General features: G+C 68.3%; 22 protein-coding genes. 15 read left to right on the top strand and 7 right to left on the bottom strand.

Features of this window, described 5'->3' with window-relative positions; all coding sequences use genetic code 11:
- Positions 1-96: 96 nt before the first annotated feature.
- The gene (locus tag HD599_RS08060) at positions 97-1,590 is read right to left on the bottom strand and encodes a leucyl aminopeptidase (protein ID WP_184235731.1); all 1,494 of its coding nucleotides are present in this window, start codon (positions 1,588-1,590) and stop codon (positions 97-99) included.
- 102 nt (positions 1,591-1,692) lie between these two features.
- On the opposite strand from HD599_RS08060, the gene HD599_RS08055 reads away from it, so the two are divergent.
- The 5 genes from HD599_RS08055 (at position 1,693) to HD599_RS08035 (ending at position 7,596) form a co-directional block, all read left to right on the top strand.
- Complete coding sequence (locus HD599_RS08055) at positions 1,693-2,616, top strand: proteasome assembly chaperone family protein (RefSeq protein WP_184235728.1); 924 nt, start codon at positions 1,693-1,695, stop codon at positions 2,614-2,616.
- Positions 2,617-2,713: 97 nt separating this feature from the next.
- Positions 2,714-4,048, top strand: a complete 1,335-nt coding sequence (locus HD599_RS08050; protein ID WP_184235725.1) for an MFS transporter — start codon at positions 2,714-2,716, stop codon at positions 4,046-4,048.
- Positions 4,049-4,227: 179 nt separating this feature from the next.
- The gene (locus tag HD599_RS08045) at positions 4,228-5,565 is read left to right on the top strand and encodes an RNA polymerase sigma factor (protein ID WP_246376126.1); all 1,338 of its coding nucleotides are present in this window, start codon (positions 4,228-4,230) and stop codon (positions 5,563-5,565) included.
- A gap of 4 nt (positions 5,566-5,569) precedes the next feature.
- The gene (locus HD599_RS08040) at positions 5,570-6,850 is read left to right on the top strand and encodes a MurT ligase domain-containing protein (RefSeq protein WP_184235721.1); all 1,281 of its coding nucleotides are present in this window, start codon (positions 5,570-5,572) and stop codon (positions 6,848-6,850) included.
- Positions 6,847-7,596, top strand: a complete 750-nt coding sequence (locus HD599_RS08035) for a cobyric acid synthase (RefSeq protein ID WP_184235718.1) — start codon at positions 6,847-6,849, stop codon at positions 7,594-7,596. Before HD599_RS08040 ends, HD599_RS08035 begins: the two co-directional genes overlap by 4 nt.
- Positions 7,597-7,637: 41 nt before the next feature.
- Here the strand turns inward: HD599_RS08035 and alr are convergent, their stop codons facing one another.
- From alr to HD599_RS08020, 3 genes are read right to left on the bottom strand one after another with little or no spacing between them, the layout of a single operon-like run.
- Entirely contained in the window at positions 7,638-8,750 is a 1,113-nt protein-coding gene (gene alr / locus HD599_RS08030) for an alanine racemase (RefSeq protein WP_184235715.1), read from the bottom strand.
- Positions 8,743-9,549, bottom strand: coding sequence for an alanine racemase C-terminal domain-containing protein (locus tag HD599_RS08025; protein WP_184235712.1), 807 nt, complete (start codon positions 9,547-9,549; stop codon positions 8,743-8,745). The genes alr and HD599_RS08025 overlap by 8 nt, the downstream gene beginning before the upstream one ends.
- Positions 9,530-9,763, bottom strand: coding sequence for a DUF7455 domain-containing protein (locus tag HD599_RS08020; protein ID WP_184235709.1), 234 nt, complete (start codon positions 9,761-9,763; stop codon positions 9,530-9,532). Before HD599_RS08020 ends, HD599_RS08025 begins: the two co-directional genes overlap by 20 nt.
- A gap of 215 nt (positions 9,764-9,978) precedes the next feature.
- Here HD599_RS08020 and HD599_RS08015 point away from each other — a divergent pair, with 215 nt between their 5' ends.
- Positions 9,979-12,066, top strand: coding sequence for a DNA gyrase subunit B (locus HD599_RS08015; protein ID WP_184235706.1), 2,088 nt, complete (start codon positions 9,979-9,981; stop codon positions 12,064-12,066).
- A gap of 37 nt (positions 12,067-12,103) precedes the next feature.
- Entirely contained in the window at positions 12,104-12,499 is a 396-nt protein-coding gene (locus HD599_RS08010) for a hypothetical protein (protein ID WP_184235703.1), read from the top strand.
- A 13-nt stretch (positions 12,500-12,512) separates the two neighbouring features.
- On the opposite strand, the gene HD599_RS08005 is transcribed toward HD599_RS08010, so the two are convergent.
- A complete protein-coding gene (locus HD599_RS08005; protein WP_184235700.1) occupies positions 12,513-15,011 on the bottom strand; it encodes a DNA gyrase/topoisomerase IV subunit A in 2,499 nt (832 codons plus the stop codon).
- Positions 15,012-15,068: 57 nt separating this feature from the next.
- On the opposite strand from HD599_RS08005, the gene HD599_RS08000 reads away from it, so the two are divergent.
- Positions 15,069-16,160, top strand: coding sequence for an alkaline phosphatase family protein (locus tag HD599_RS08000; protein ID WP_246376124.1), 1,092 nt, complete (start codon positions 15,069-15,071; stop codon positions 16,158-16,160).
- 75 nt (positions 16,161-16,235) lie between these two features.
- Here the strand turns inward: HD599_RS08000 and sepH are convergent, their stop codons facing one another.
- Positions 16,236-17,282, bottom strand: coding sequence for a septation protein SepH (gene sepH / locus HD599_RS07995; protein ID WP_184235694.1), 1,047 nt, complete (start codon positions 17,280-17,282; stop codon positions 16,236-16,238).
- A 202-nt stretch (positions 17,283-17,484) separates the two neighbouring features.
- On the opposite strand from sepH, the gene HD599_RS07990 reads away from it, so the two are divergent.
- On the top strand, positions 17,485-17,778 hold the full coding sequence (locus HD599_RS07990) for a DUF4193 domain-containing protein (RefSeq protein ID WP_184235691.1): 294 nt from the start codon (positions 17,485-17,487) through the stop codon (positions 17,776-17,778).
- Here HD599_RS07990 and HD599_RS07985 read toward each other — a convergent pair.
- Positions 17,775-18,242: a DUF3093 domain-containing protein gene (locus HD599_RS07985; RefSeq protein WP_184235688.1), complete on the bottom strand. Its 468-nt coding sequence runs from the start codon at positions 18,240-18,242 to the stop codon at positions 17,775-17,777. The two genes, HD599_RS07990 and HD599_RS07985, sit on opposite strands and share 4 nt — an antisense overlap.
- Positions 18,243-18,297: 55 nt before the next feature.
- Here HD599_RS07985 and dut point away from each other — a divergent pair, with 55 nt between their 5' ends.
- The 6 genes from dut to HD599_RS07955 all read left to right on the top strand — a co-directional run bounded on the left by dut (position 18,298) and on the right by HD599_RS07955 (position 25,466).
- Complete coding sequence (gene dut, locus HD599_RS07980) at positions 18,298-18,756, top strand: dUTP diphosphatase (protein WP_184235685.1); 459 nt, start codon at positions 18,298-18,300, stop codon at positions 18,754-18,756.
- Complete coding sequence (locus tag HD599_RS07975; protein ID WP_343061966.1) at positions 18,753-19,385, top strand: DUF3710 domain-containing protein; 633 nt, start codon at positions 18,753-18,755, stop codon at positions 19,383-19,385. Before dut ends, HD599_RS07975 begins: the two co-directional genes overlap by 4 nt.
- A 2-nt stretch (positions 19,386-19,387) precedes the next feature.
- Positions 19,388-20,122: a DUF3159 domain-containing protein gene (locus tag HD599_RS07970; RefSeq protein WP_221420458.1), complete on the top strand. Its 735-nt coding sequence runs from the start codon at positions 19,388-19,390 to the stop codon at positions 20,120-20,122.
- Positions 20,123-20,285: 163 nt separating this feature from the next.
- Complete coding sequence (acnA, locus tag HD599_RS07965; protein ID WP_184235682.1) at positions 20,286-23,096, top strand: aconitate hydratase AcnA; 2,811 nt, start codon at positions 20,286-20,288, stop codon at positions 23,094-23,096.
- A 9-nt stretch (positions 23,097-23,105) separates the two neighbouring features.
- Positions 23,106-25,049 carry a 1-deoxy-D-xylulose-5-phosphate synthase gene (gene dxs, locus HD599_RS07960; RefSeq protein WP_184235679.1) on the top strand — a complete coding sequence of 648 codons (1,944 nt, stop codon included), beginning with the start codon at positions 23,106-23,108 and terminating at the stop codon, positions 25,047-25,049.
- Positions 25,050-25,466: a BP74-related protein gene (locus HD599_RS07955; RefSeq protein ID WP_184235676.1), complete on the top strand. Its 417-nt coding sequence runs from the start codon at positions 25,050-25,052 to the stop codon at positions 25,464-25,466.
- Positions 25,467-25,495 lie beyond the last annotated feature (29 nt).

Here is a 25,495-nt window from a genome sequence, read left to right as displayed (position 1 = left end):
TTACGCAACTCCCTTGGTGTTTCGGGTAGTGGAGTCGACCGGTGGCTCGTATGCCCCGGCCGAATGGGGCGGGCTTAACCCGCCCCATTGACTGTACTACGCGCGGGAAAACTCCTCGGCCAGCGCGATCAGCGTTCGCACAGTTATTCCGGTCGGACCCTTGGGCGTGTAGCCGTAGCCTCCGCCGCCGTTCCAGGACGGGCCGGCGATGTCGAGGTGCGCCCACGGAATCTGGCGCTTGTCGTCGCCCTCGCCGGTCGTGCCGACGAACTCGCGGAGGAACGCGGCGGCGATCAACATTCCGCCGGCCGTGTTTCCGGGCTTGACGTTGGCGATGTCGGCGATGTCCGAGTTGAGTAGCGGACGGGCCTCCGCGGGGATCGGCATCGGCCACAGGGTCTCGCCGACCTCGGTGCCGAGTGCGACGACCCGGCCGACGAGCGCGTCCTCGCCGAGAACGCCGGCGTAGCGGTTGCCGAGCGCGACCATCTGCGCGCCGGTGAGCGTCGCGACGTCGACGATCGCGTCGGGGTTCTCCTCGCTCGCCGCGACGAGTCCGTCGGCGAGAACCAGGCGGCCTTCGGCGTCGGTGTTGAGGTTCTCGACGGTCTTGCCGCCACGGATGCGGAAGACGTCGTCGGGACGGGCGGCGGTGCCCGACGGCATGTTCTCGGCGATGCACATCCACGCGGTCAGGCGCACGGGAAGAGCGAGCTCCGCGGCGGCGATGACGACCGACATCACGGTGGCAGCTCCGGTCATGTCCGTCTTCATAGTGACCATGGATGCCGCGGGCTTGAGCGAGAGCCCGCCCGAGTCGAACGTGATGCCCTTGCCCACGAGCGCGAGATGCTTCGCGGCACCGGCGGGGGAGTAGGCCAGTTTGACGAGGCGGGGCCCGCGTGAGGAGCCCTTGCCGACGCCGAGGATGCCGCCGAAGCCGCCCTCCTCGAGCGCGGCCTCGTCGAAGACGGTGACCTCGATGTCGGTGTGTGCGGCGAGCGCCACGGCCGCGTCGGCGAGGGTGGCCGGGTAGAGGTCGGACGGCGGCTGGTGCACGAGGTCGCGCACGGTGTGTACGGCTCCGGCGACGACGGTGGCACGCTCGACGAGAGCGCCGGCGTCGAGGGTGCTCGCGACGACGATGGTGGACGCGGTCAGTTTGGTCGACTCGAGCGTGCTCGAGCGGTAGTCGGTGTAGCCGTAGGCGCCGATCGCCGCGCCCTCGAGCACGGCGAGCAGTTGCGTGTCGTCGGCGGCGGGGAGTGCGATGACTACCGACGAGATGCCGCGCAACTGGCGGGCGGCGGAACCGCTCGCGCTCCGCAGCGAATCGGCGGTGACGTTCTTGCTGCCCACGCCGATCAGCGCGAGGCTGCCGGCCGCAGCTCCCGCGAAGGGAAGTCGGACGAGTTCGTCGGCGCCGCCGCTCACGCCGATACCGGCGAGTGACGGGGCGAGCTCGAGGATCTCCGCGACGTCCGTCAGCAGGACGGGGCCGTCGTCGGAGGACGCGACACCGATCACGAGGACGTCGGCATCGATGGAGAGGATGGGTTCGGGGGAGACGCTGAGCGCCGCAACAGTCATTGCTTCATCGTACCGATGCCTCTCGGGCCTGTTCGCTGTGAGCATCACGCGCGCCGCGCGCAGCACCGAGCCTCGCGGGGAGCCCGCGGTTAGAGTTGGACTATGCGAGATCCGGCTGGCCTCTACGACCTCACCTCCGACGTCATTGACGTCCCGGAGGGGCTCCACCTTGTCGCGGGACTCACCGGGTTCGCCGACGCCGGTTCGGCCGTGACCCAGTTGAGCGAGTATCTGCTCGACACGCTCGACTACCGCGAGATCGCGACTTTCGACAGCGACGCGCTGCTCGACTACCGTGCCCGCCGGCCGTTGATCTACTTCGACCACGACCACCTGAGCGACTACCGCCCCGCGACGCTGAAGCTCTATCTGGCGACCGACGAGGTGGGCCAGCCCTTCCTCCTGCTCACCGGCTACGAGCCCGACTTCCAGTGGGAGCGTTTCACCGCCGCCGTGCTCGGGCTCATCGAGCTGTACCGGGTCAAGACCACGACGTGGGTGCACGCCATCCCGATGCCCGTGCCGCACACCCGGTCGATCGGCGTCACCGTGAGCGGCAACCGCTCCGAGCTGATCGACTCGATGTCGATCTGGAAGCCGCAGACCCAGGTGCCCGCCAACGCTCTGCACCTCGTCGAGTACCGGCTGCAGGAGCTGGGCCACCCGATCGCCGGATTCGTCCTCCTAATCCCGCACTACCTCGCCGACACCGAGTTCCCCGTCGCCGCCGTCACCGCCCTCGAGAGCGTCAGCGCCGCGACCGGGCTGATCTTCCCGACCGACCAGTTGCGCGAAGACGGCCGCGAGTTCATCGCGAAGATCGACGGCCAGGTCGAGAGCAACCAGGAGCTCGCGAAGCTCGTCGGCACGCTCGAAGAGCGTCACGACAGCTACATGATCGACAACCCGCTGCGCTCCCCGCTGACCGACGTCGACGGCGAACTGCCCAGCGCCGACGACATCGCCGCCGAACTGGAGAACTTCCTCGCCCTGCGCCGCAGCGGCGACGACGACCTTCGTCCGTAGCCGTAGCCGTAGCCGTAGCCGTAGCCGTAGCCGTAGTCACTGTCGGTGACCGGCGGCGCAGTCCGGAACCACCCTCCCGCCCGGGTACGCTGAAACCGTGAATTCTCGGCGCTCTTGGATCGTATTCTCGGTCGCCGTTTTCGCGTACCTCGTCGCCGTGATGCAGCGCACGTCGCTCGGCATCGCCGGCGTCGATGCCACCGAGCGCTTCGACGTGCAGGCGGCCGCGCTCTCCAGCCTCACCGTGGTGCAGCTCGTCGTCTACGCGGGTCTGCAGATCCCGGTCGGGGTCGTGCTCGACCGTCACGGCCCGCGCATCCTCATCGTTGCGGGCGCCGTGTTGATGATCGCGGGGCAGACGACGCTCGCCCTCGCCCCGGGCATCGGGGTCGCGGTCGTCGGGCGCATCCTCGTCGGTGCCGGCGATGCCATGACCTTTATCTCCGTCTCGCGGCTGGTCGCGTCCTGGTTCAGCGGCCGCACACTCCCTCTTCTCTCGCAGGCCACCGGCACGATCGGCGCCCTCGGCCAGGTGCTTTCGGCGATCCCGCTCTCGATCGTGCTCCACAACTTCGGCTGGGAGCCCGCGTACCTCAGCGCCGCCGCCCTCTCGGTCGTCGCCCTCGTGCTCGTCCTGGTCGTCGTCTCCAACGCGCCGGAGGGCACGGCCCAGATCGACCGGCCCACCGGCTGGCCCGCGGCGCTCCACCAGCTGCGCGAGAGCCTCGCCCGGCCGGGCACGCAGCTCGGTTTCTGGTCGCACTTCGTGACCCAGTCGCCCGGCACCGTCTTCACCCTGCTCTGGGGCTTCCCGTTCCTCTCCGTCGGCCTCGGCTACGGCCCGTCGACGGCGTCACTCCTCCTGACCCTGATCGTGGTCACGGCCGTGATCGCCGGTCCCATCCTCGGGATACTGTCGGCGCGTCATCCGTACCGTCGCAGCAATCTCGTCCTCGGCATCGTGGTGTCGATGGGCGTCGCGTGGGCGGCCGTGCTGTTCTGGCCGGGCCAGCCTCCGTTCTGGCTCGTCGTCCTGCTCGTGGTCGTCGTCGCGGTCGGCGGGCCCGGCTCGCTCATCGGGTTCGATTTCGCCCGCACCTTCAATCCCGCCCGCAGCCTCGGGTCGGCCAGCGGCGTGGTCAACGTCGGCGGCTTCCTCGCCAGCTTCGTGATGGTGTTCCTCATCGGTGTCGTGCTCGACGCCATCGACCGGTCGCACGGCGGCAGCGGTGTCCCCGCCGAGTTGTACGCGCTCGATTCGTTCCGCATCGCGTTCCTCGTCCAGTTCCCCGTCGTGGGCCTCGGAGTCGTGTTCCTGCTGCTCGCGCGCCGCCGGACACGACGCCGGATGCACCAGGACGAGGGAATACAAGTGGCCCCCCTCTGGGTTGCATTAGTACGTGGATGGCGCAGGAGACGCGCCAACGGCTGACGGGCTTGCCCGTCCGGACTCGCTTGTCAATAGCCGTGGCGGTTTCCACCGCCAACTCGTGCAATAATTGAACTAAGACCCGTTCAGGTTCCGTTAGTTCACACGTCGACTTCGTCGTGCTGTGAAGAAGGACTTGACATGGGTCTTAGTACTGCCCGAAAACCCTGAAAGGTGTTCTAATGGCAACCCAAACCAAGACCGCGGCCGTTGCAGAGGCCGTCGACGTCGAGCAGGTCAAGGACGATTCTGCTCCCGTGAAGAAGGCCCCGGCCAAGAAGGCCCCCGCAGCGAAGAAGGCACCGGCCGCTAAGAAGCCGGCTGCCGCGAAGACCACGACGAAGCGCGCCCCCAAGGCGATCGACCCCGACGGCGACGAGCCGACCGAGCCCATCGACGGCGACGACGACGATGACGACGTCGTAGCCGTGGTCGTCCCCGACACCGAAGACGTCAAGGACGCGGACACCGAGGAAACCGAGGACGAGGCCGACACCGAGCCGAAGTCCACCGGTAAGGACGAGGCCCTGCCCACGGGCGCCCTCGTGATCTCGATCGCCGACGAGGAAGACGACATCCCCGTCTATTCGTCCGCGATCACCGGCGCCACCGCCGACCCGGTCAAGGACTACCTGAAGCAGATCGGTAAGGTCGCCCTGCTGAACGCGGCCGAAGAGGTCGAGCTCGCCATGCGTATCGAGGCCGGTCTGTTCGCCGAAGACAAGCTCTCGCAGATGAGCGACGCCGAGAAGAAGTCGCAGCTCGGCCGCGAACTGATCTGGGTCTCGAAGGACGGTGCACGCGCCAAGAGCCACCTGCTGGGTGCCAACCTGCGCCTCGTGGTATCGCTCGCCAAGCGCTACACCGGCCGCGGCATGCAGTTCCTCGACCTCATCCAGGAGGGAAACCTGGGCCTCATCCGTGCCGTCGAGAAGTTCGACTACACCAAGGGCTTCAAGTTCTCCACCTACGCCACCTGGTGGATCCGCCAGGCGATCACCCGTGCCATGGCCGACCAGGCGCGCACCATCCGGATCCCGGTGCACATGGTCGAGGTCATCAACAAGCTCGCCCGCGTGCAGCGCCAGATGCTGCAGGACCTCGGTCGCGAACCCACGCCCGAAGAGCTCAGCCGCGAACTCGACATGACCCCCGAGAAGGTCATCGAGGTGCAGAAGTACGGTCGCGAGCCGATCTCCCTGCACACGCCGCTCGGTGAAGACGGCGACAGCGAGTTCGGTGACCTCATCGAGGACACCGAGGCCGTCGTCCCCGCCGACGCTGTGGGCTTCACCATGCTGCAGAAGCAGCTGGAGAGCCTTCTCGACTCCCTCTCCGAGCGCGAGGCCGGCGTGATCCGCATGCGCTTCGGTCTGGGCGACGGAATGCCCAAGACCCTCGACCAGATCGGCGACACCTTCGGTGTGACGCGTGAGCGCATCCGCCAGATCGAGTCGAAGACCATGGCCAAGCTGCGTCACCCGAGCCGGTCGCAGTCTCTGCGCGACTACCTCGAGTAAACCGGTGAGAACCGCTGCCGGGATCCTGCTCGGCAGGGCTGCCCGCTGGGCGACCCGACTGCGTGGCGGGGGATCGGCGGTACCCGGACGGGTGCTGCTCACGGTCTCCCCGAACGCGCTCGAGCGCGCCGTCGAACGCATGCCGCTCGGCGTCGTGTTCGTCTCCGGGTCGAACGGCAAGTCGACCACGACGAACATGCTCGTCGGCATCCTCCGTGCCCACGGCGTCGACGTCTTCAGCAACCCCTCGGGCGGCAATCTCCCGCAGGGCATCGCGTCGGCGCTGCTCGCGAGCGTTCCCCTCGACGGCCGGCTGCGCGAGCAGATCGCCGTGCTCGAGGTCGACGAGGCCTACGGCGTCAACCTCGCGAAGGTGCTGCGTCCGTCGAGCGTGCTGCTGCTGAATGTGCAGATCGACCAGCTCAACCGCTTCTTCGAGCCCGACCGCGTCGTGAAGATGCTCGCCACGATCGCGGGAGCCGCCGACGCCCACGTCGTGGTCAACGCGAACGACGACAACCTCGTCGCCGTGGCGGCGGCGCTCACGGGTGCGGCCGAGGTCAGCTACTTCGGCGTCGATCCCGCGCTGCTCAGCGGCTCGCCCAACGGTCTCGCCAACGCCGAGGTCTACTCCGCGCTCGGCACGAGCCCCACGGATGCCGCGGCCCCTGTGCCCTCGGTCGTCGTCGAGCGCCTCTCGGGCATCGACGCGTCGCTCACCGTCGCCGGTGCGAACGTCGACGTGCGCCTGCCCGCGCGCGGCCTGCACTACGCGGTCGACGTGGCGGGCGCGGCCGCGATGGCCGAGCGCCTCCTCGGGGAGTCGTTCCGGCCCGAGCTCGTGGCATCCGCCATGCTCTCCCTCGACACCGTCTACGGACGTGGCGAGGTGCTCAGCTACAACGGCGAAGACATCGAAGTCATCATGATGAAGAACCCGCCGAGCCTGCAGCTCAACCTCGACTACCTCGAGGAGGCGCCCGAGCAGCTGTTCGTCGCCGTCGACGAGGGCACGCCCGACCCGTCGTGGATGTACGACACCGACTTCAGCCACATCGACCACGTCGACATCGTCTCGGGCACGAAGGCCTGGCAGCTCGCCACACGCTTCGGCTACGGCGAGATCGCCGTCGGCCGAGTGGTTCCCGAACTGAAGCCGGCGCTCGAGGCCTTCCTCGCGCTGCCCAAGCCCGGGCGCGGCACCAAGACCATGATCGTCAACTACGAGCAGATGATGCTCATCCGCAAGCTCTTGGGCTTCCTCGAGTTGGAGAACGCACCGTGACGCGCTCGCTCACCATCCTGTCGCTCTACCCGCGGCAGCTCGGCATCAACGGCGACTCGGGCAATGTGCTCGCCCTCGCGACCCGTGCCGGCTGGCGCGGCATCGACGTGACCGTCGTCGACCACAACGTCGGCGACACCCTGCCCGAGAGCGTGGACCTCATCCACATCGGCTCCGGGCCGCGGACCGCCCAGCTCGCCGTCGTGGCCGACCTCGCGTCGATCGCCCCGCGGCTGCGCGAGTGGAAGGCACAGGGTGTTCCCGTGCTCGCCATCGCCGGCGGCTGGCAGTTGCTCGGCTCGACCGTGACAGACGAGAACGGCGAGCGGATGCCGGGGGCCGGACTGTTCCCGTCGGCGAGCGTTCTCGTGGCCAAGCGGGCCGTGGGCGAGATCGTGCTCTCCACCGAGAACGGGCGCGTGGCCGGGTTCGAGAACCACGGGGCCGTCACGACACTCGAGCCGGGTGCAATCCCGCTCGGGACGGTCGTCGCCGGCTTTGGAAATGCGGGAGCCGCGTCATCCGACGGGCCTGAGGTCGACGGGGTCGTCGACGGTGCCAGCATCGCAACCAATCTGCACGGCCCGTTCCTGCCGATGAACCCGGAGTGGGCGGACCGGCTTCTGGCCGCGGCGCTCACGCTGCGCGGACTCGACCCGACCCTGGCGGCCGACGAGCGTGCCGCGAGCGTCGATCTCGCCGCGTCGAACGCGCGCGCCGCGATCGCGAAGCGCCTCGGCCTCTGACTGGATCGAGCCCGTCGAAACAGGCTCAACCCGCCTGAGGCTCAACCCACGTACACCCGCGGCACGCGCGGCGTGATGCTGGCGACGATCTCGTCGCCGATACTGTCGGCGTGGGCGGCCCACTCTTCCGCGGTCGGTTCGCCGCGCTCGGCGCTGCCGAAGACCACGGCGCGGTCGCCGACAGCGACCTCCAGGTCGTCGGCGTCCACGAGCATGCGGTCGACGCCCAGTGCCACGATGCGTCGGCGTTCCCCGCCGAGCAACACCTCGGCGCGGCCGATCGCGGGGGACTGCACGCCGTCGCCGTAGCCGACGGCGACGAGGGCGAGTGTCGCCGGCTCGTCCAGGTCGACGGCGACGTCGCCGAGGTGGAACGGTCCCGCTGGCAGCCCGTGCAGCGAGAGCACTGGCGCCGTGAGCGCCATCGGCGCCTCGAGCCCGAGTCCCTGCGCGTCGACGTCGTCGAAGGGCGAGATGCCGAACGCGGCAATGCCGAAGCGCACGAAGTCGAAGCGGGCCTCCGGCATGCGGATCCCCGCCGAGCTCGCGGCCAAGTGCAACGTGCTGAATCTCGCGCCGAGCGACGTCGCCACCTCGACGGCGACGACGAACTTGGCGAGGGCGATCTCGTCGTCCGCGACGGACGCGTCGGCGAGATGCGACCACGCGCCGTAGACCTCGAGGAACCCCTGCGACTCGAGGTGCAGGGCGGTCTCGACCAGCTCGGGCCAGTCCTCGGCACTCGCGCCGTTGCGGCTGAGGCCGGTGTCGATCTTGAGGTGCACGCGGGCGGGCACACTGGCACCGCTCTCGGCGATGGCCTCGAGCTGCCAGACGGCGGAGACTCCGAGGTCGATCCGGTTCTCGGCCGCCGCGCGGAAGTCGGTGCCCGTGCCGTGCAGCCAGGCGAAGAGCGGCACCGTGATGCCGGCCTCGCGGAGTTCGAGTCCCGCGCCCACCTCGAGCACGCCGAGCGACGTGGCGCCGGCCTCGAGGGCGGCGAGCGAGATCGGCAGCATGCCGTGCCCGTAGGCGTTGGCCTTGACGGCGAGCATGACCTCGGAGGGCGCGGCGGTCGCGACGAGCGATTCGACGTTGCGGCGGAACGCGGCGAGGTCGATCACGGCGGCGGCGCCGTTCGGCAGCTCAGTCATCGGTGTGCACCCGGGTGATTCTGCGGCCGAAGCCGGCGGTGAGGGCGAGGGGGGAGCGCCGGGTGGCCAGCGCCCAGTCGAGCGCGGTGGGCAGGCCGAGCGACCCGTCGCCGAAGAGGACGGCGCTGTCGCCCGGCTCGGCCGGGGTCGCGCCGATATCGAGCACGAGCTGGTCCATGGCGATGCGGCCCACCACGGGGTGGATCCCGCCGCCGAGCGACGCGACCGCGGTGTTCGAGCCCAGGCGGGGGAGTCCGTCGGCGTACCCCATCGACACGAGGGCGACGGCGGTGTCGGATGCCGCACGGTAGGTGTACCCGTACGAGACACCGGTGCCGGCCGTGACGTGCTTGACCGCGATGACCTCCGCGCTCAGTGTCATGACCGCGTGGGTCGGGACGCCGCCGAGCGAGGCCAGGCCGTAGACACCCGCTCCGAGATCGCGTGCCGCCGCGGCATCCTGAGCCTCTGGCGTGTCGGCGAGCAATGTGATTCCCTCGGCGGCTTCAGGGCTGAGGATGTCGCAGCCGATGCCGGCGGAGCGGAGTTCGAGCGCGTCGTCGAGCAACGACACGCGCAGGGCGACGACTCCGGCCGCGACCGCCGCCCGCGCGACGGGCACGAGGCCGTGACCATACGCCGACGCCCTCAGGTCGACGAGAGGATCGTCGATTCCGAGGGCGTCGGTGAGAAGTGTGATGTTGCGGGTGAGTGCGGCCAGATCGATCGTCGCCGTGCGACGGGCCCCGGCCGTACTGCCGTTGACAGTACTGATGCCGCTAGTTGCGCGAAGCGTCAACGAGGCGGTCGGACTCGTCGTGCCAGTGGAGAGCCGTCGCGGACAGCTTCTCCTTGAACTCGGCACCGTGGTGAGCGCAGAAGAGCAGCTCGCCGCTCTGCATGGTCACACGCACGTAGGCCTGGGCGCCGCAGCTGTCGCAGCGGTCGAGAGCGGTGAGCGTGTAGACAGACTCACGCTCGGGGGCGGTGTTCTCGGTGGAGATCTGAGACATGGAGTGCTCCTTCGGGCGTGGTCACAACTGATTACGTCTAGCTATCCAAGCACGCCGTTGTTACGACGGTGCGACATTTGCCGGGTATTTCGCTGAACGCGTATCGCTTTGGCAGGTTGCCGGCCGGTTCGGGTGTCGGAACGTGTCGCCGGCCTCTGATTCAGTAGGGTTAACGACGGCCACTGGCCAGTTTGTTCCCGATTGAAGGAGTGCCCGTGGCGAGTTCGGATTACTCGGCGAGACATCTCTCCGTGCTCGAGGGTCTCGAGGCCGTCCGCAAGCGCCCCGGTATGTACATCGGTTCCACCGACTCCCGCGGTCTGATGCACTGCCTCTGGGAGATCATCGACAACTCCGTCGACGAGGCGCTCGGCGGCCACGGCAGCGAGATCAGCGTCATCCTGCACTCCGACGACAGCGTCGAGGTGCGCGACCGTGCCCGCGGCGTGCCCGTGGACATCGAGCCCAAGACCGGGCTCAGCGGCGTGGAGGTCGTCTTCACCAAGCTGCACGCGGGTGGCAAGTTCGGTTCCGGTTCCTACGCGGCATCCGGCGGACTCCACGGCGTCGGGGCCTCCGTCGTCAACGCGCTCTCCGCCCGCCTCGACGTCGAGGTCGACCGCGACGGCAAGACCTACGCCATGTCGTTCCACCGCGGCGAGCCCGGTAACTTCGCCGATACCGACGGACCGAGCCCCGACTCGCCGTTCACCCCGTTCGTGTCCGGCAGCGAACTACGCGTCGTCGGCAAGGTCAAGAAGGGCGTCACCGGGACCCGGGTACGTTACTGGGCCGACCCGCAGATCTTCACCCGCGGCGCCGCCTTCCAGACGGACGAGCTCACGGGCCGTGCGCGCCAGACCGCGTTCCTCGTCCCCGGACTCGCGATCGATATCACCGACGAACGCGGCGAGACGCCCACCACCGAGACCTTCCGCTTCGACGGCGGTATCTCCGAGTTCGTCGACTTCCTCGCGGCCGACGCGCCCCTCACCGACACCTGGCGGCTGCAGGGGGCGGGGACCTTCGTCGAGACGGTGCCCGTGCTGCAGCCCACCGGTGCCATGATGCCCACCGAGCTGACCCGCGACGTCGAGGTCGACATCGCGCTGCGCTGGGGCACCGGCTACGAGACCGTCTTCCGCAGCTTCGTCAACATCATCGCCACGCCCAAGGGCGGCACACACCAGGCCGGATTCGAAGCCGGGCTGATGAAATTCCTGCGCTCCCAGGTCGAACTCAACGCCCGACGCCTCAAGGTCGGCAACGACAAGCTCGACAAGGACGACATCCTCGCCGGCCTCACCGCCGTGCTGACGGTGCGCCTGCCCGAGCCGCAGTTCGAGGGCCAGACCAAAGAGATCCTCGGCACCCCCGGCGTGCGCAACATCGTCGCGAACGTCGTGGCCAAGGCCATGGCCGAACGGTTCTCGTCGTCGAAGCGCGACGGAAAGGCGCAGACCGCGCTCGTGCTCGACAAGATCGTGGCCGAGATGAAGTCGCGCATCTCCGCCCGCGCCCACAAAGAGACGCAGCGCCGCAAGAACGCGCTCGAGTCGAGTTCGCTGCCCGCGAAGCTCGTGGACTGCCGATCCAGCGACGTGGCGAACAGCGAACTGATGATCGTCGAGGGTGACTCCGCCCTCGGTACCGCGAAGCTCGCCCGTGACAGCGAGTACCAGGCGCTCCTGCCGATTCGGGGCAAGATCCTGAACGTGCAGAAGGCCTCGGTTTCCGACATGCTGTCCAACGCCGAGTGCGCGTCGATCATCCAGGTGATCGGTGCCGGTTCCGGCCGTAGCTTCGATATCACGCAGGCCCGCTACGGCAAGATCATCATCATGAGCGACGCCGACGTCGACGGTGCGCACATCCGCACACTGCTGCTCACGCTCTTCTTCCGCTACATGCGCCCGATGATCGACGAGGGCCGCATCTACGCCGCCGTGCCGCCGCTGCACCGCGTGGTGGTGATCAATCCGGGGTCGAAGCCGAACGAGACCATCTACACCTACTCCGAGAAGGAACTCGAGGGCGTGCTCGCCGGCCTCAAGCGTTCGGGCAAGAAGTACCAGGACCCGATCCAGCGCTACAAGGGCCTCGGAGAGATGGACGCCGACCAGCTGTCGGAGACCACGATGGACCGCCGCTACCGCACGCTCCGCCGCGTCACGGTCGTCGACGCCGAGGCCGCCGAGAACGCGTCGAAGGTCTTCGAACTGCTGATGGGCAACGATGTCGCGCCACGCAAAGAGTTCATCATCGCGGGCGAGGGTCTCGACCGCGACCGTATCGACGTCTGATCCGCCCGTGTAGCCGGCGGTGCTGCATCATGGGGGAGTGAGTATCTTCCGCGTCAGCATCAACATCGCCACGGCCACCCGCACCCTCGAGGAGCTCGACGAGTTCACGGGGGCGCACGCGACGCGCTGGTCGGGCATCGGCGAGCCCGTGCACGAGTTCGACCCGGCGGGGCCCGCGCGCGAGATCTCGCAGTGGCATCTCGATTCCGGGGTGGAGGGCGACACGACGCTGCTCGAACCACACCTCGCCATGATCCGCCCGGTGCTCGAGCGCATGGCCTACGTGCCCTTCGAGGGCGTGCTGTACAGCAGCCTGTCGATCTCGCTCACCGCTCGTGAGCACGGCTTCGTCTTCGACCTCGAACCGCTCGACGCCGCGTTGATCGCGCGCGCGGGGCTGCGGTTGCGGGTCGATGCGTACACCGCCGAATAGCCCTACGGGCGTCCTAGAGCGACGTACCGATCGATCCGACCACCGCGTCGAGCGGCGCGCCCGAGGCGTCGCGCTTGGCGCCGGCCTCCGGCAGCTGGCGGACCGACCCGTCGGGGCCGACGGCGAGAGACGGTGCGGGACCGGCCCAGGCCAGCGCGAGCACGTCTTCGCCCTTGAGGAACGAGTGCGCCCGCACACCGCCGGTCGCGCGCCCCTTGCCGGGGAACTCGCCGAGCAGCGACACCTTGGCGCGGCCGGGGTCGACCCCGGGCAGCGCGTCGGTCGAGCTGGAGACGGTCGCGACGACGATCTCCTGCGCCGGGTCGACTACACCGAAGAAGATCGCGCTGGCCTTCGCTCCGAGGTTGATGCCCGCGACACCGCCGGCGGCGGCACCCTGCGGACGCACGACCGCCGCCGAGAAGTGCAGCAGCTGAGCGTCGGAGGTGACGAAGACGAGCTCCGCCGCGTCGGTGCCCTGCGACACCCCCACGACCTCGTCGCCGGCCTTGAGCGAGATGACCTCGAAGTCGGGCTTGTTCGGGTACGCGCCGGTCGCGACGCGCTTGACGACGCCCTGCTTCGTGCCGACGACGATCGTCTCCTCCGAATCGAGAGAGACGAACGCGAGAACTCGCTCCTTCTTATTGGTCAGCGCGAGGTAGTCGGAGATGCGGGCTCCCGCGCCGAGCTGGATTGAGTTGGAGGGCACGTTCGGCAGGTCGACCGCGGTGAAGCGGATGAGGCGGCCGAGGTTGGTGACCGCGCCGATCTCCGACCGGCTGGTGGTCACCACCGACGACGCGATGGCATCGTGCTTGGTGCGCCGGCGGGCGACGGGAGCCGCAGCATCCGCCCCGCCCTCGGTCTCGCCCTCGGCGGGCACCGGGATATCGACGCGGATGGCACGACCGGTGGTGGAGAGGTAGACGCGGCACGCCGTGTCGGCGATCTCGAGGACCGGCGCGTTCTTACGAGACGAGGCGGATGTCGCGACCGACGGCCGCGCCTCGGTGAGCAGGGTGCGGCGCGGGGTGCCGAACCGGTCGGAGATCTCCTCGAGCTCGTCGGAGACCAGCTGGCGCAGCTTGGCCGGGCTCGTCAGCAGCTCTTCGAGCTCCGCGATCTCGGCGCGCAACTGTTCCTGCTCCTTCTCGAGCTCGATGCGGCTGAACTTGGTGAGGCGGCGCAGGCGCAGTTCGAGGATGTACTCGGCCTGCAGCTCGCTCAGGTCGAAGACGGTGCGCAGGCGGGCGCGGGCGGCCTCGGAGTCGTCGCTCTGGCGGATGACCTGGATGACCTCGTCGATGTCGAGGATCGCGATGAGGAGGCCCTCGACGAGGTGCAGTCGTTCGAGACGGCGGGCGAGGCGGTAACGGCTGCGGCGCGTCACGACGTCGAGGCGGTGGTCGACGTAGACCTGGAGCAGGTCGCGCAGGCCGAGGGTCTGCGGGCCGCCGTTGACGAGCGCGACGTTGTTGATGTTGAACGAGTCTTCGAGCGGCGTGTAGCGGTACAGCTGCTCGAGCACGGCGTCAGGGCTGAAGCCGGTCTTGATGCCGATGACGAGCCGCAGGCCGTGCCGGCGGTCGGTGAGATCGGTGACGTCGGAGATGCCGCTGAGTTTCTTGGAGGTGACGCCGTCCTTGATCTTCTCGATCACCTTTTCGGCGCCGACCATGTAGGGAAGCTCGGTGACGACGAGACCGGTCTTGCGGGCCGAGATGCTTTCCGTCGTGACCTTGGCGCGGGTCTTGAAGGCGCCGCGGCCGGTGGCGTAGGCGTCCTTGATGCCGGCGAGGCCGCTGATGGTGCCGCCGGTGGGGAGGTCGGGACCCGGCACGAACTCCATGAGGTCTTCGAGGGTCGCCCGGGGATTGTGCAGGAGGTGGCGGGCGGCGCCGATGACCTCGATGAGGTTGTGCGGGGCCATGTTCGTGGCCATACCGACCGCGATGCCGCTCGCGCCGTTCACCAGCAGGTTCGGGAACGCCGCAGGGAGGACCTCGGGCTGCGTCAGCTGGTTGTCGTAGTTGGGGATGAAGTTGACGACGTCTTCGTCGAGGTTCTCCGTCATGGCGAGAGCCGTGGCGTGCAGGCGTGCCTCGGTGTAGCGCGGAGCGGCGGGGCCGTCGTCGAGCGAACCGAAGTTGCCGTGGCCGTCGATCAGGGGCACGCGCAGGATGAAGTCCTGGGTGAGCCGCACCATGGCGTCGTAGATCGAGGCGTCGCCGTGCGGGTGCAGTTTGCCCATCACCTCGCCGACGACGCGCGCCGACTTCACGTGGCCGCGGTCGGGGCGCAGGCCCATTTCGGCCATCTGGTAGAGGATGCGCCGCTGCACGGGCTTGAGGCCGTCACGGGCGTCGGGGAGGGCCCGCGAGTAGATGACGGAGTAGGCGTATTCGAGGAACGAACCCTGCATCTCTGCGGAGACGTCGACCTCGTCGATGCGCTCCCCGCCGGAGGAGTCGGAGGGCACGGGGGCAGGGGGAGTCACGGGAGTAGCCATAAGATTGCCCCCATGTTACCGGCGCCGAAATCAGACCGCCTCAGCCTCGCCGATGTAATGCCGGCGTGTCTGTCCGCAATCGTCGGCGGTGACAATCCGCTCGCCCTGCCGCGGGCAGCACGCGTCGTCGTCCTGCTCGTCGACGGGCTCGGAGCGGCCGCGCTCAAGGCCCGCGCCGGCCACGCCCGCACGCTCGTCTCGCTGATGACGCCGAAGGCCGTGATCGACTCCGGTTTCCCCACCACGACCGCCGCGGCCCTCGCGACGCTCACCACCGGTACCGACCCCGGCCAGCACGGCATGGTCGGCTACACCGTGCTCGACCCCGCGAACGACCGCGTGCTCAAGCAGCTCTCCGGCTGGGACTCGAAGGTCGACCCGTTCGCGTGGCAGCCGATGCCGACCGTGTTCGAGCGTGCGGTCGACCGCGGCCTCGACGCCGTCGCGATCGGCCCGGAGCGCTACCGCGACAGCGGCTTCAGCAAGGCCGTGCTGCGCGGTGCCCGCTATCTGGGCGCATCGACGATCGGCGACCGGTTCGCCACCGTCGTCGACTGGTTGCGTGAGCCCGGCACGTCCGGCATCGCCTACGTCTATGTGCCCGAATTGGATGTCGCGGGCCACGCCACCGGATCGGAATCGTCCGAGTGGACCAACTGGCTCGAGATCCTCGACGCCGCGGTGCGGGAGCTCTCCGACGCGCTCGGCCCGGACGACGGGCTGATCATCACCGCCGACCACGGTGTCGTCGACATCGCCGAGCACAATCACGTGCTGTTCGACGGCGAGGCCGCGCTCGTCGACGGTGTGCGCCACGTGGCGGGGGAGCCGCGCTGCCTGCAGCTGCACTTCGAGCCCGATGCGAGCGCCGGGCAGCGCGCCGCGGTGGTGGACGCCTGGCGTGCCGCCGAGGGGCACCGCGCCTGGATCGCGACGCGCGACGAGGCCATCGCCGCCGGCTGGTTCGGCGAGGTGCGCGACGAGGTGCTGCCGCGCATCGGCGACCTGCTCGTCGCGGCACGCAAGGGCATCGCCTACTACGACGGACGCACGCTCGGCCACGGCACCCGCATGGTCGGGTACCACGGCTCGTGGTCGCCCGAGGAGCTGCGCGTGCCGCTGCTGCGGCTGGGCGCGTTCAGGAGGTAGCGCCCTCAAGCGGGTCGAGCCTGTCGAAACCCCGACCTCAGCCGGGATTTCGACAGGCTCAACCCGCTGCGACGCTTACGTCAGATCGTCGTCCGGCCGCGCGCCGAAGACGATGTCGTCCCAGCTCGGCATGGCCGTGCGGCCCTTGCGTGCGGTGCTCTTGGTCGGGATGACCGGCTGCGGGGCCGTGGCGCGACCGTCGTCGTCCGCGTCATCCGTCAGAAAATCTCCGAGAGGAACGTCGACGAGACGGATGCCGCCGGTGGCGTTGGGGGAGCGGCTCGGGTGGGCCGACGGCTCGTCCTCGCCGAACGACGCGGCTTCGCGCTCGCCCCGGCGGCGACGGAGCGCCTCCAGGAGGTCTGCGGTCTGGTTGTGGTCCTGTGTCTGCTCCACGGGTGCGGTCGAGGCGAACCGCGACGCCTGCTGTCCCTGGGAGAGAGGCGCGTGGTCGTGGGCGAGCGACTCGTCGTCGATATCGAACGCGCCGCTGTCGAAGCGGGAGTTGTCCGCCTCGCGGTCGTCGCCATTCACGGCGCGAAGGCGCGGCACGAGCGTGCTCGCCGCTTCGCCCTGTTGGGAGAGCGTGATCGCCTCGTTGTTGAGCGGCGCGAGGGTGAGGCGCTTGGGGTCGAAGCTCCAGCGAGCGTCGTGGTCGATCTGGTCGGCGGTGAAGGCCAGCTTGACGATCCAGCCGGTCTCCGCATCCTTCCAGCTCGCCCAGCGCTCGTTGACCGCGCCGAGGCCGACCAGACGCTCGCGGATGACGATGCCGAAGGTGCGCCCGATGCTCATCGGGTCGGGCTCGTTCGCCGTGTGCACGGCCACACCCAGTGCGGTCTCCACGACGAACTCGCGTTCGGCGAGAACCGGGCCCTCGAACTTCTGGATGTATTCCAGAGGCACGCCGGTGACAGCCGCGACATCCTGGGCCGACATACCGGACCGGATCTGGGCCTGGATCTCCCTCGGGGCGAGCTTGCGCCCGGATCCGGGGTCGGGGACGGCCTGTCGCAGCCGTGACTGCAGCACCTCGTCGATGGGGATCCGGTAACGGGTGCCGTCGACGGAAGAGACGAGGAGTGCCCCGTTTTCTACTCCGATTACTCGCAGGTCTTGCATGCTGAGATACCCTCCAGCGCTCGATATTCCCGCTAAGGATGCCACGGTTATGACGGGTAATCCGGGAATACCGTGGGCGCGCCGTAAGTTACCAATCCTGGCGCCGCGACACGTGTCTATTTGGGTTTGCTATTCGCATACCAATGATGCAAACTGTGGCCGCCGATTTAGATAACTAGACGCATACAAGAAGTGGATGGGCATGGCAACCGACTACGACGCACCCCGTAAGACCGACGACGACACAGAGTCGATCGAGGCCCTGAAGGAGCGCGTTCCAGACAAGATGTCTGGCTCAGTCGACGTTGATGACGCCGATAACCCTGGCAGTTTCGAACTCGAGGGTGGGGACCTCAGTGAGCACGACCTTGACGTGGTCGTGCTTCCCGCGCAGGCAGACGAATTCACCTGCGTGGAATGCTTCCTCGTGAAGCACCGTTCGCAGATCGACCACGAGACCAAGCTCGGGCCGATCTGCCTGGAGTGCGCCGCCTAATCAGCCGCACTACCACCAGCGATGCGTTGTTTCGCCGTCTCGACGGCGGCGACAACGGCATCGGGATGCCGCGTCGACACAACCCAGTACGGAGCGCTGTCTCGTTCGTCCAGGTTCTGAATCTTCACCAGAGGTGAGATCCAGGCACGGATGAGCAGCCACGTACGGGCGTCGAGCCGGGTCCCACGTTCCGCCCGTGCCTCCTCGCCGCTGAACCCTTCGACGGTTCCCGCGATGGAGAGCGGAAGGCTCGCCCGTCCGGCCCGAAACTCCGTGTCGGTGACCTCGATGGTCGGCGCTCCTAGGATGAGCAGCGCGACGCAGACGAGATAGAGGACGATCGCCACCACGATGCCCGCCGTCGTGTTGATGGGGAGAAAGACGAGCAGGCTCGCGGGAATCACTAGGGCCGTGCTGATGAAGAGCCAGGGCGCAGGCCACAGTTTCTCGCGATAGTTGGTCATGCACCTATTCGATCAGACTTTCTGGTGCCCGGATGTTCTGCACTACCCTCGTGACGTGTCAGATTCCGTAGAGGTGCTCATTTCGTCCGATTCCGTTCCCGCGTATTCGCACCCGGGAGACGCCGGAGCCGACCTCGTCGCCTCCGAAGCCGTCGAACTCCTTCCGGGCGAGCGCGCCACGGTCGGCACGGGCGTGTCGATCGCCCTGCCCGAGGGGTACGCCGCGTTTGTGGTGCCCCGCAGCGGCCTCGCCTCGAAGCACGGCATCACCGTCGTCAACAGCCCCGGCACCGTCGACGCCGGCTATCGCGGCGAGATCCGGGTGACCCTGCTGAACACGGACAGTTCCGTGGCGTATTCTGTCGCCGTCGGTGACCGCATCGCGCAGCTCATCGTTATGCCGGTGTCGCGCGCGACATTTATCCCGGTACCCACACTTCCCGAGAGCATCCGAGGCGAATCCGGCTTCGGATCGACCGGGTACACCGCAGTCCAGTCAGGAGAAAACGCGTGAGCGACAACGAAATCGGCCCGATCGCCGACGACGACGCCAAGTCGGCCCCGGCCGACCGGGAGACCAACGGCCCGCTCGACGAGAGCGAAGCCAACGCGGTCCGCCCCTACGTCGACCTCGGCGGCGTCAAGATCGTGCCCCGCGCCGATCTGCAGCTGCGCCTCGAAGTAGAAGAGGGAAGCAAGCGCGTCGTCGCCGTCGGCCTCGACTATGCCGGATCGTCGCTGCAGGTGCAGCCGTTCGCGGCCCCGCGCTCGAGCGGCCTCTGGAACGAGATCCGCGCGCAGATCGTCGACCAGATCCACAAGCAGGGTGGCACCACCACGATCTCCGGCGGGCCGTTCGGTCCCGAGGTCCTCGCCGAGATCCCCGTGAACAACGGCGGCCAGGCCGGTACGCGACTCGCGCGCTTCGTCGGCGTCGACGGTCCGCGCTGGTTCCTGCGCGGCGTCATCGCCGGCGAGGGAGCAGTCGACCCCGCGGCCGCCGCCCAGGTCGAAGACCTCTTCCGCAGCATCGTCGTCGTGCGTGGCAACACCCCGATGCCCCCGCGCGACCTCATCCCGCTCAACATGCCCGCCGCCGCTCCCACCGGCGACGCCCCGGCGGCACCCATCCAGACGGTCTGACCGTGACGGACGACCGCGGCGACCAGCCGACCCCTCCGACCTTCTCCGAGTCGCTCTCCGCCGCCGCGCAGAAGTCCGGCTTCGGCCAGGTGACGCCGGGCGAGACCCCCACTGCGGGCGCCCTCCTCGGCGCCATCGGGGGAGTGCGCGGCATCGTCGAATCGCTGCTGCCCGGCTTCCTCTTCGTCGTGGTCTACGCGATCACCGAGGAGACCCTGCCGGCCGTGCTGGTTCCCGCGGGAATCGCCGTGCTGTTCGTGATCGTCCGACTGATCACCCGCACGCCCGTCGTGCCGGCGCTGGTCGGCCTGCTCGGTATCGCCGTCTCCGCCGCCCTGGCGATCTTCACCGGCGACGCCAAAGAGAACTTCATCCTCGGCTTCTTCCTCAACGGCGGCTACGTCATCGCCCTGCTGATCAGCCTCGCCGTGCGCTGGCCGGTCATCGGCATCATCGTCGGCCTGCTGCGCAGCGAGGGGGCCGAGTGGCGCACCGACAAGGCCAAGTTCCGCGTCGCCACGGTGGCGACCGTGCTCTGGACCGGCATGTTCGCGGCGCGCCTCGTCGTGCAGGTGCCCCTCTACCTCGCCGACCAGACCCAGTGGCTCGGTGCCACGAAGCTGATCATGGGCCTTCCGCTCTACGCCGCGACGCTGTGGGTCACCTGGCTGCTGGTGCGTGCGGTCTATGCGAAGACGGATGCCGCGTCATCCGCCCCCCGAAAGCCCGCCGTCTAGCTCGCCGCAGCGGTCAAAGTATCTTGACGTCAAGATATATACTGGCTGTATTCCACACGGTGAAGACCCGTCCGACGGTGCCCGCGAGGCTTAGGCTTGCCTTGCTAGCACACGGTCAGGCTGACCGCGATGATGGAGTCAGGTCAGCAAGGGAGACGGCACTATGTCCGCAGTAAACAGCTTTAATTCCAAGGACACCCTCACGGTCGGTTCGACCGACTACGAGGTCTTCAGGATCGACAGCGTCGCCGGTCACGAAAAGCTTCCATTCAGCCTCAAGGTCTTGCTCGAGAACCTGCTGCGCACCGAAGACGGTGCCAACGTCACGAAGAGCCAGATCGAGGCCCTCGGCTCGTGGGTCCCCGAGTCCGAGCCCGACACCGAGATCCAGTTCAGCCCGGCCCGCGTGGTCATGCAGGACTTCACCGGCGTCCCCTGCATCGTCGACCTCGCCACCATGCGCGAGGCGGTCGTCGACCTCGGCGGCGACCCGAAGAAGATCAACCCGCTGTCGCCCGCCGAGATGGTCATCGACCACTCGGTCATCGCCGACCTCTTCGGCAGCGAGAACGCCCTCGAACGTAACGTCGAGCTCGAGTACGAGCGCAACGGCGAGCGGTACCAGTTCCTCCGCTGGGGCCAGACGGCATTCGACGACTTCAAGGTCGTGCCGCCCGGAACCGGCATCGTGCACCAGGTCAACATCGAGTACCTGGCGCAGGTCACCTTCACCCGCACGATCGGCGGTGCGCTGCGCGCCTACCCCGACACCTGCGTCGGCACCGACTCGCACACCACGATGGTCAACGGCCTCGGCGTGCTCGGCTGGGGCGTCGGCGGAATCGAGGCCGAGGCGGCCATGCTCGGCCAGCCCGTCTCCATGCTCATCCCCAAGGTCGTCGGCTTCAAGCTCTCCGGCGCCATCCCCACCGGCGTCACCGCGACCGACGTCGTGCTGACGATCACCCAGATGCTGCGCAAGCACGGCGTCGTCGGTAAGTTCGTCGAGTTCTACGGCGAGGGCGTCGCCCAGGTGCCGCTCGCGAACCGCGCCACCATCGGCAACATGAGCCCCGAGTTCGGCTCCACCGCCGCCATGTTCCCCATCGATGACGTCACGCTCGAGTACCTGCGCCTCACCGGCCGCAGCGAAGAGCAGGTCGCCCTCGTCGAGCAGTACTCCAAGCTGCAGAAGCTCTGGCACGACGCGAGCGTCGAGCCCGTCTTCAGCGAGTACATCGAACTCGACCTCGCCACCGTCGTCCCCTCCATCGCCGGCCCGAAGCGTCCCCAGGACCGCGTCGAACTCAGCCGCGCCAAGGACCAGTTCATCCTCGACCTCGACGCCTACGCGTCGGCCGACCACTCGCTCGTCGACGAGGCGCTCGAGGGCACGTTCCCCGCGTCCGACCCGATCGGCCTCACCCCGCAGGACGAGGAGACCGCCCACGCCCACGTGCACACGAGCCACGCCCCCTCGACCGTGACCAACCCGGCCCGCGTCTCGCTCGACGACGGAACCGGCTTCACGCTCGACCACGGTGCCGTCGCCATCGCGGCGATCACCTCCTGCACCAACACGTCGAACCCCTCGGTGATGCTCGCCGCCGGTCTCCTCGCTCGCAACGCCAGCAAGAAGGGCCTCAAGTCGAAGCCGTGGGTCAAGACCACGCTCGCCCCCGGGTCGAAGGTCGTCACCGACTACTACGCGAAGGCCGGACTCACCGAGTACCTCGAGGACCTCGGTTTCTACACGGTCGGTTACGGCTGCACCACCTGCATCGGCAACTCGGGCCCGCTGCTCGACGAGATCTCGGCCGCGGTCAACGACAACGACCTCGCCGTCACCGCCGTGCTCTCCGGTAACCGCAACTTCGAGGGACGCATCAACCCCGACGTGAAGATGAACTACCTGGCGAGCCCGCCGCTGGTCATCGCCTACGCCCTCGCCGGGTCGATGAACTTCGACTTCGATAAGGACGCCCTCGGCACCGGCCTCGACGGCGAAGACGTCTACCTCAAGGACATCTGGCCCGACGCCTCCGAGGTGCAGTCGACCATCGACTCCTCGATCGACACCGAGATGTTCAACCACGAGTACTCCGGCGTCTTCGACGGCGACGAGCGCTGGCAGAACCTCCCCACCCCGGTCGGCGCCACCTTCGAGTGGGACGCCGAGTCCACCTACGTGCGTAAGCCCCCGTACTTCGACGGCATGACCATGGAGCTCACCCCCGTGACTTCCATCGTCGGGGCCCGCGTGCTCGCGAAGCTCGGCGACTCGGTCACCACCGACCACATCAGCCCGGCCGGAAACATCAAGGCCGACAGCCCCGCCGGCAAGTACCTCGACGAGCACGGTGTCGCGCGCAAGGACTACAACTCCTACGGCTCGCGTCGCGGCAACCACGAGATCATGATCCGTGGAACGTTCGCGAACATCCGTCTCAAGAACCAGCTGCTCGACGGCGTCGAGGGCGGCTACACCCGTGACTTCACGCAGGATGGCGCACCCCAGTCGTTCATCTACGACGCCAGCCAGAACTACCAGGCGCAGGGCACCCCGCTCGTGATCCTCGGCGGCAAGGAGTACGGCTCCGGCTCGAGCCGCGACTGGGCCGCGAAGGGAACCTCGCTGCTCGGCGTGAAGGCCGTCATCACCGAGAGCTTCGAACGCATCCACCGCTCCAACCTGATCGGAATGGGCGTCCTCCCGCTGCAGTTCCCGGCCGGCGAGACGTGGGAGTCGCTGGGCCTCGACGGCACCGAGTCGATCTCGATCTCGGGTGTCGAAGAACTCAACGAGGGCCGCACGCCGAAGACACTGCACGTCGTCGCCGAGCCCACCGCGAACTCGGCAGCCGGTAAGCAGACGATCGAGTTCGACGCCGTGCTGCGCATCGACACCCCCGGCGAGGCGGACTACTACCGCAACGGCGGAATCCTGCAGTACGTTCTGAGGTCGCTGGTCTAGGCTCGCAGAATGAGCTTGCTCGAGAACATCACAGGGCCGCGCGACCTCGACGGCCTGTCACCGAGCGAACTCGTCGAGCTTGCCGCGGAGATCCGCCAGTTCCTCGTCACCGAGGTTTCGAAGACCGGCGGGCACCTCGGTCCGAACCTCGGTGTCGTCGAGCTGACGCTCGCGATCCACCGGGTGTTCGACTCGCCCCGTGACGCGGTCGTCTTCGACACGGGGCACCAGACCTACGTGCACAAGCTGCTCACGGGCCGCCAGGACTTCAGCAAGCTTCGCCTCGAAGACGGGCTCGCCGGCTACCCGCAGCGTTCGGAGTCGGTGCACGACATCGTCGAGAGCTCGCACGCCTCGAGCTCGCTGTCCTGGGCGGACGGCATCTCCCGCGCCTTCACCATGACGGGGCAGGGCGACCGGCACGTCGTGGCCGTGGTCGGCGACGGCTCGCTCACCGGCGGCATGACGTGGGAGGCGCTGAACAACATCAGCGACGACAACTCGCGCAACCTCGTGATCGTCGTCAACGACAACGGCCGCTCCTACGCTCCGACCATCGGGGGTATGGCCAACTTCCTCAACGACGTGCGCACCCGCAGTTCGTACCGCCACCTGCACCGGTCGAGCGAGAAGCTGTTCGCGCGGTTCGGCACACCCGGCCGGGCCTTCTATCGCGGCATCCGCGGAGGCACCCACGGGTTCCTCAGCCGGTTCACCAACAACGAGGCGCTCTACTCCAACCTCGACATCAAGTACATCGGCCCGGTCCACGGCCACGACCTCGTCGCCATGCAGGCGGCACTGCAGCAGGCCAAGAACTACGGCGCCCCGGTGATCGTCCACGCGATCACGGAGAAGGGCCGCGGCTACGAGCCCGCCCTCGCCGACACCGCCGACCAGTTCCACGCCGTCGGCCAGATCGACCCCGAGACGGGCGAACCCATCGAGGTCGCGAGCAAGCCCTCGTGGACCTCGGTCTTCGCCGACGAGATCCTCGACCTCGCCACGGCCAACCCGCGCATCGTCGGCATCACCGCCGCGATGCTGCGCCCCACCGGTCTGCACCGCTTCGCCGAGAGGTTCCCGGGGCGTGTGCTCGACGTGGGGATCGCCGAGCAGCACGCCGTGACCTCGGCCGCCGGCCTCGCCTTCGGTGGGCTACACCCCGTGGTCGCCATGTACGCCACCTTCGTCAACCGGGCATTCGACCAGGTCCTGATGGATGTCGCTCTGCACAAGGCCGGCGTGACCTTCGTGCTCGACCGCGCGGGTGTCACCGGGCCCGACGGTCCCAGCCACCACGGCATGTGGGATCTGGCGATCCTCCAGGTGGTCCCCAATATCCGCATCGCCGCGCCCCGCGACGCCACGCGTCTGCGCGAGGAACTCGGCGAGGCCGTCGTGGTCGAAGACGGTCCCACGGTCGTGCGCTTCTCCAAGGGTTCGGTCGGCAACGAGTTCGAAGCCGTGCGACGCACCGACGACGGCGTCGACGTGCTGCGCGAGGCTCCGCACAAAGACGTCCTGATCGTCACGGTCGGGCCCATGGCGAAACTCGGCCTCCAGGTCGCAGAACGCCTCGCCGCGCAGGGCATCGGCGCCACCGTGGTCGACCCGCGCTGGGTCGTCCCCGTCCCCGAGAGCATCATCGCGTTCTCGGCCGAGCACCGCATCGTCGTCTCGATCGAGGACGGCGTGCGGGTGGCCGGCATCGGCACGCGCATCCGTCAGGACCTGCGCGCCGCCGGTGTCGACACCGCGGTCACCGAGCTCGGCCTGCCCGACGAGTTCCTCGACCACGGTACCCGCGAGCAGATCCTCGAGCGCGTCGGCCTCACGCCGCAGCACATCGCCCGCGACCTGGTGTCGCAGGTGCTCGGCAGCAAGATCCCCGTCGCCCGTCCGCTCCCCGACGAAGCGGGAGTCGAGTCGGTCAGCCAGGACCCGAGCTAGATGCGTGCCCGGGCGCTCGTCGTTCTCGCCGCGGGGCTGCTCGCCCTCACCGGCTGCGCGGCCGACGAGCCGCCCGCCGACGACGTGCCCGCCGCACCCGCGGTGGTCACCTTCGAGGTCGCCGACCAGGGGGAGTTCTCCGTCGAACTGCGGACCGACGAACTCGTCGCGCACGTGGTCGAGCTGCAGAACGGCGGTGAGGAGGGGCGCATCCCGGTGGGCACGATCGTGCGCGACGGCGACGGCGGGGTCAACGCGCCGTGGAGCTGGCACATCGACCCCGAGACGCTCGAGTTCGCCGACATGACGACCGAGGTGTGCGACGGTCTGCCGTCGTACGTCGAGGACGGCACGCTCACCTCCGACACCTACTGCCCGTGGAGCGCGACGGTCGTCGACCTGCAGCCGCTCGGCTGAGCGGCGAGTCGGTCGGGCGGCGAGTTGGT

Origin of the sequence: Conyzicola lurida (assembly GCF_014204935.1) — a bacterium.
Taxonomy (GTDB): Bacteria; Actinomycetota; Actinomycetes; order Actinomycetales; family Microbacteriaceae; genus Conyzicola; species Conyzicola lurida.
This window is presented reverse-complemented; position numbering and strand designations above follow the sequence as displayed.

Coding starts and splice junctions, on each gene's coding strand:
- sepH (WP_184235694.1), bottom strand. CDS start 17,282: ATGCAAGACCTGCGAGTAATCGGAGTAGAAAACGGGGCACTCCTCGTC.
- dxs (WP_184235679.1), top strand. CDS start 23,106: ATGAGCTTGCTCGAGAACATCACAGGGCCGCGCGACCTCGACGGCCTG.
- HD599_RS08055 (WP_184235728.1), top strand. CDS start 1,693: ATGCGAGATCCGGCTGGCCTCTACGACCTCACCTCCGACGTCATTGAC.
- HD599_RS07985 (WP_184235688.1), bottom strand. CDS start 18,242: ATGACCAACTATCGCGAGAAACTGTGGCCTGCGCCCTGGCTCTTCATC.
- HD599_RS08020 (WP_184235709.1), bottom strand. CDS start 9,763: ATGTCTCAGATCTCCACCGAGAACACCGCCCCCGAGCGTGAGTCTGTC.
- HD599_RS08000 (WP_246376124.1), top strand. CDS start 15,069: ATGCCGGCGTGTCTGTCCGCAATCGTCGGCGGTGACAATCCGCTCGCC.
- HD599_RS08045 (WP_246376126.1), top strand. CDS start 4,228: ATGGCAACCCAAACCAAGACCGCGGCCGTTGCAGAGGCCGTCGACGTC.
- HD599_RS08060 (WP_184235731.1), bottom strand. CDS start 1,590: ATGACTGTTGCGGCGCTCAGCGTCTCCCCCGAACCCATCCTCTCCATC.
- HD599_RS07990 (WP_184235691.1), top strand. CDS start 17,485: ATGGCAACCGACTACGACGCACCCCGTAAGACCGACGACGACACAGAG.
- alr (WP_184235715.1), bottom strand. CDS start 8,750: ATGACTGAGCTGCCGAACGGCGCCGCCGCCGTGATCGACCTCGCCGCG.
- HD599_RS07955 (WP_184235676.1), top strand. CDS start 25,050: ATGCGTGCCCGGGCGCTCGTCGTTCTCGCCGCGGGGCTGCTCGCCCTC.
- HD599_RS08005 (WP_184235700.1), bottom strand. CDS start 15,011: ATGGCTACTCCCGTGACTCCCCCTGCCCCCGTGCCCTCCGACTCCTCC.
- acnA (WP_184235682.1), top strand. CDS start 20,286: ATGTCCGCAGTAAACAGCTTTAATTCCAAGGACACCCTCACGGTCGGT.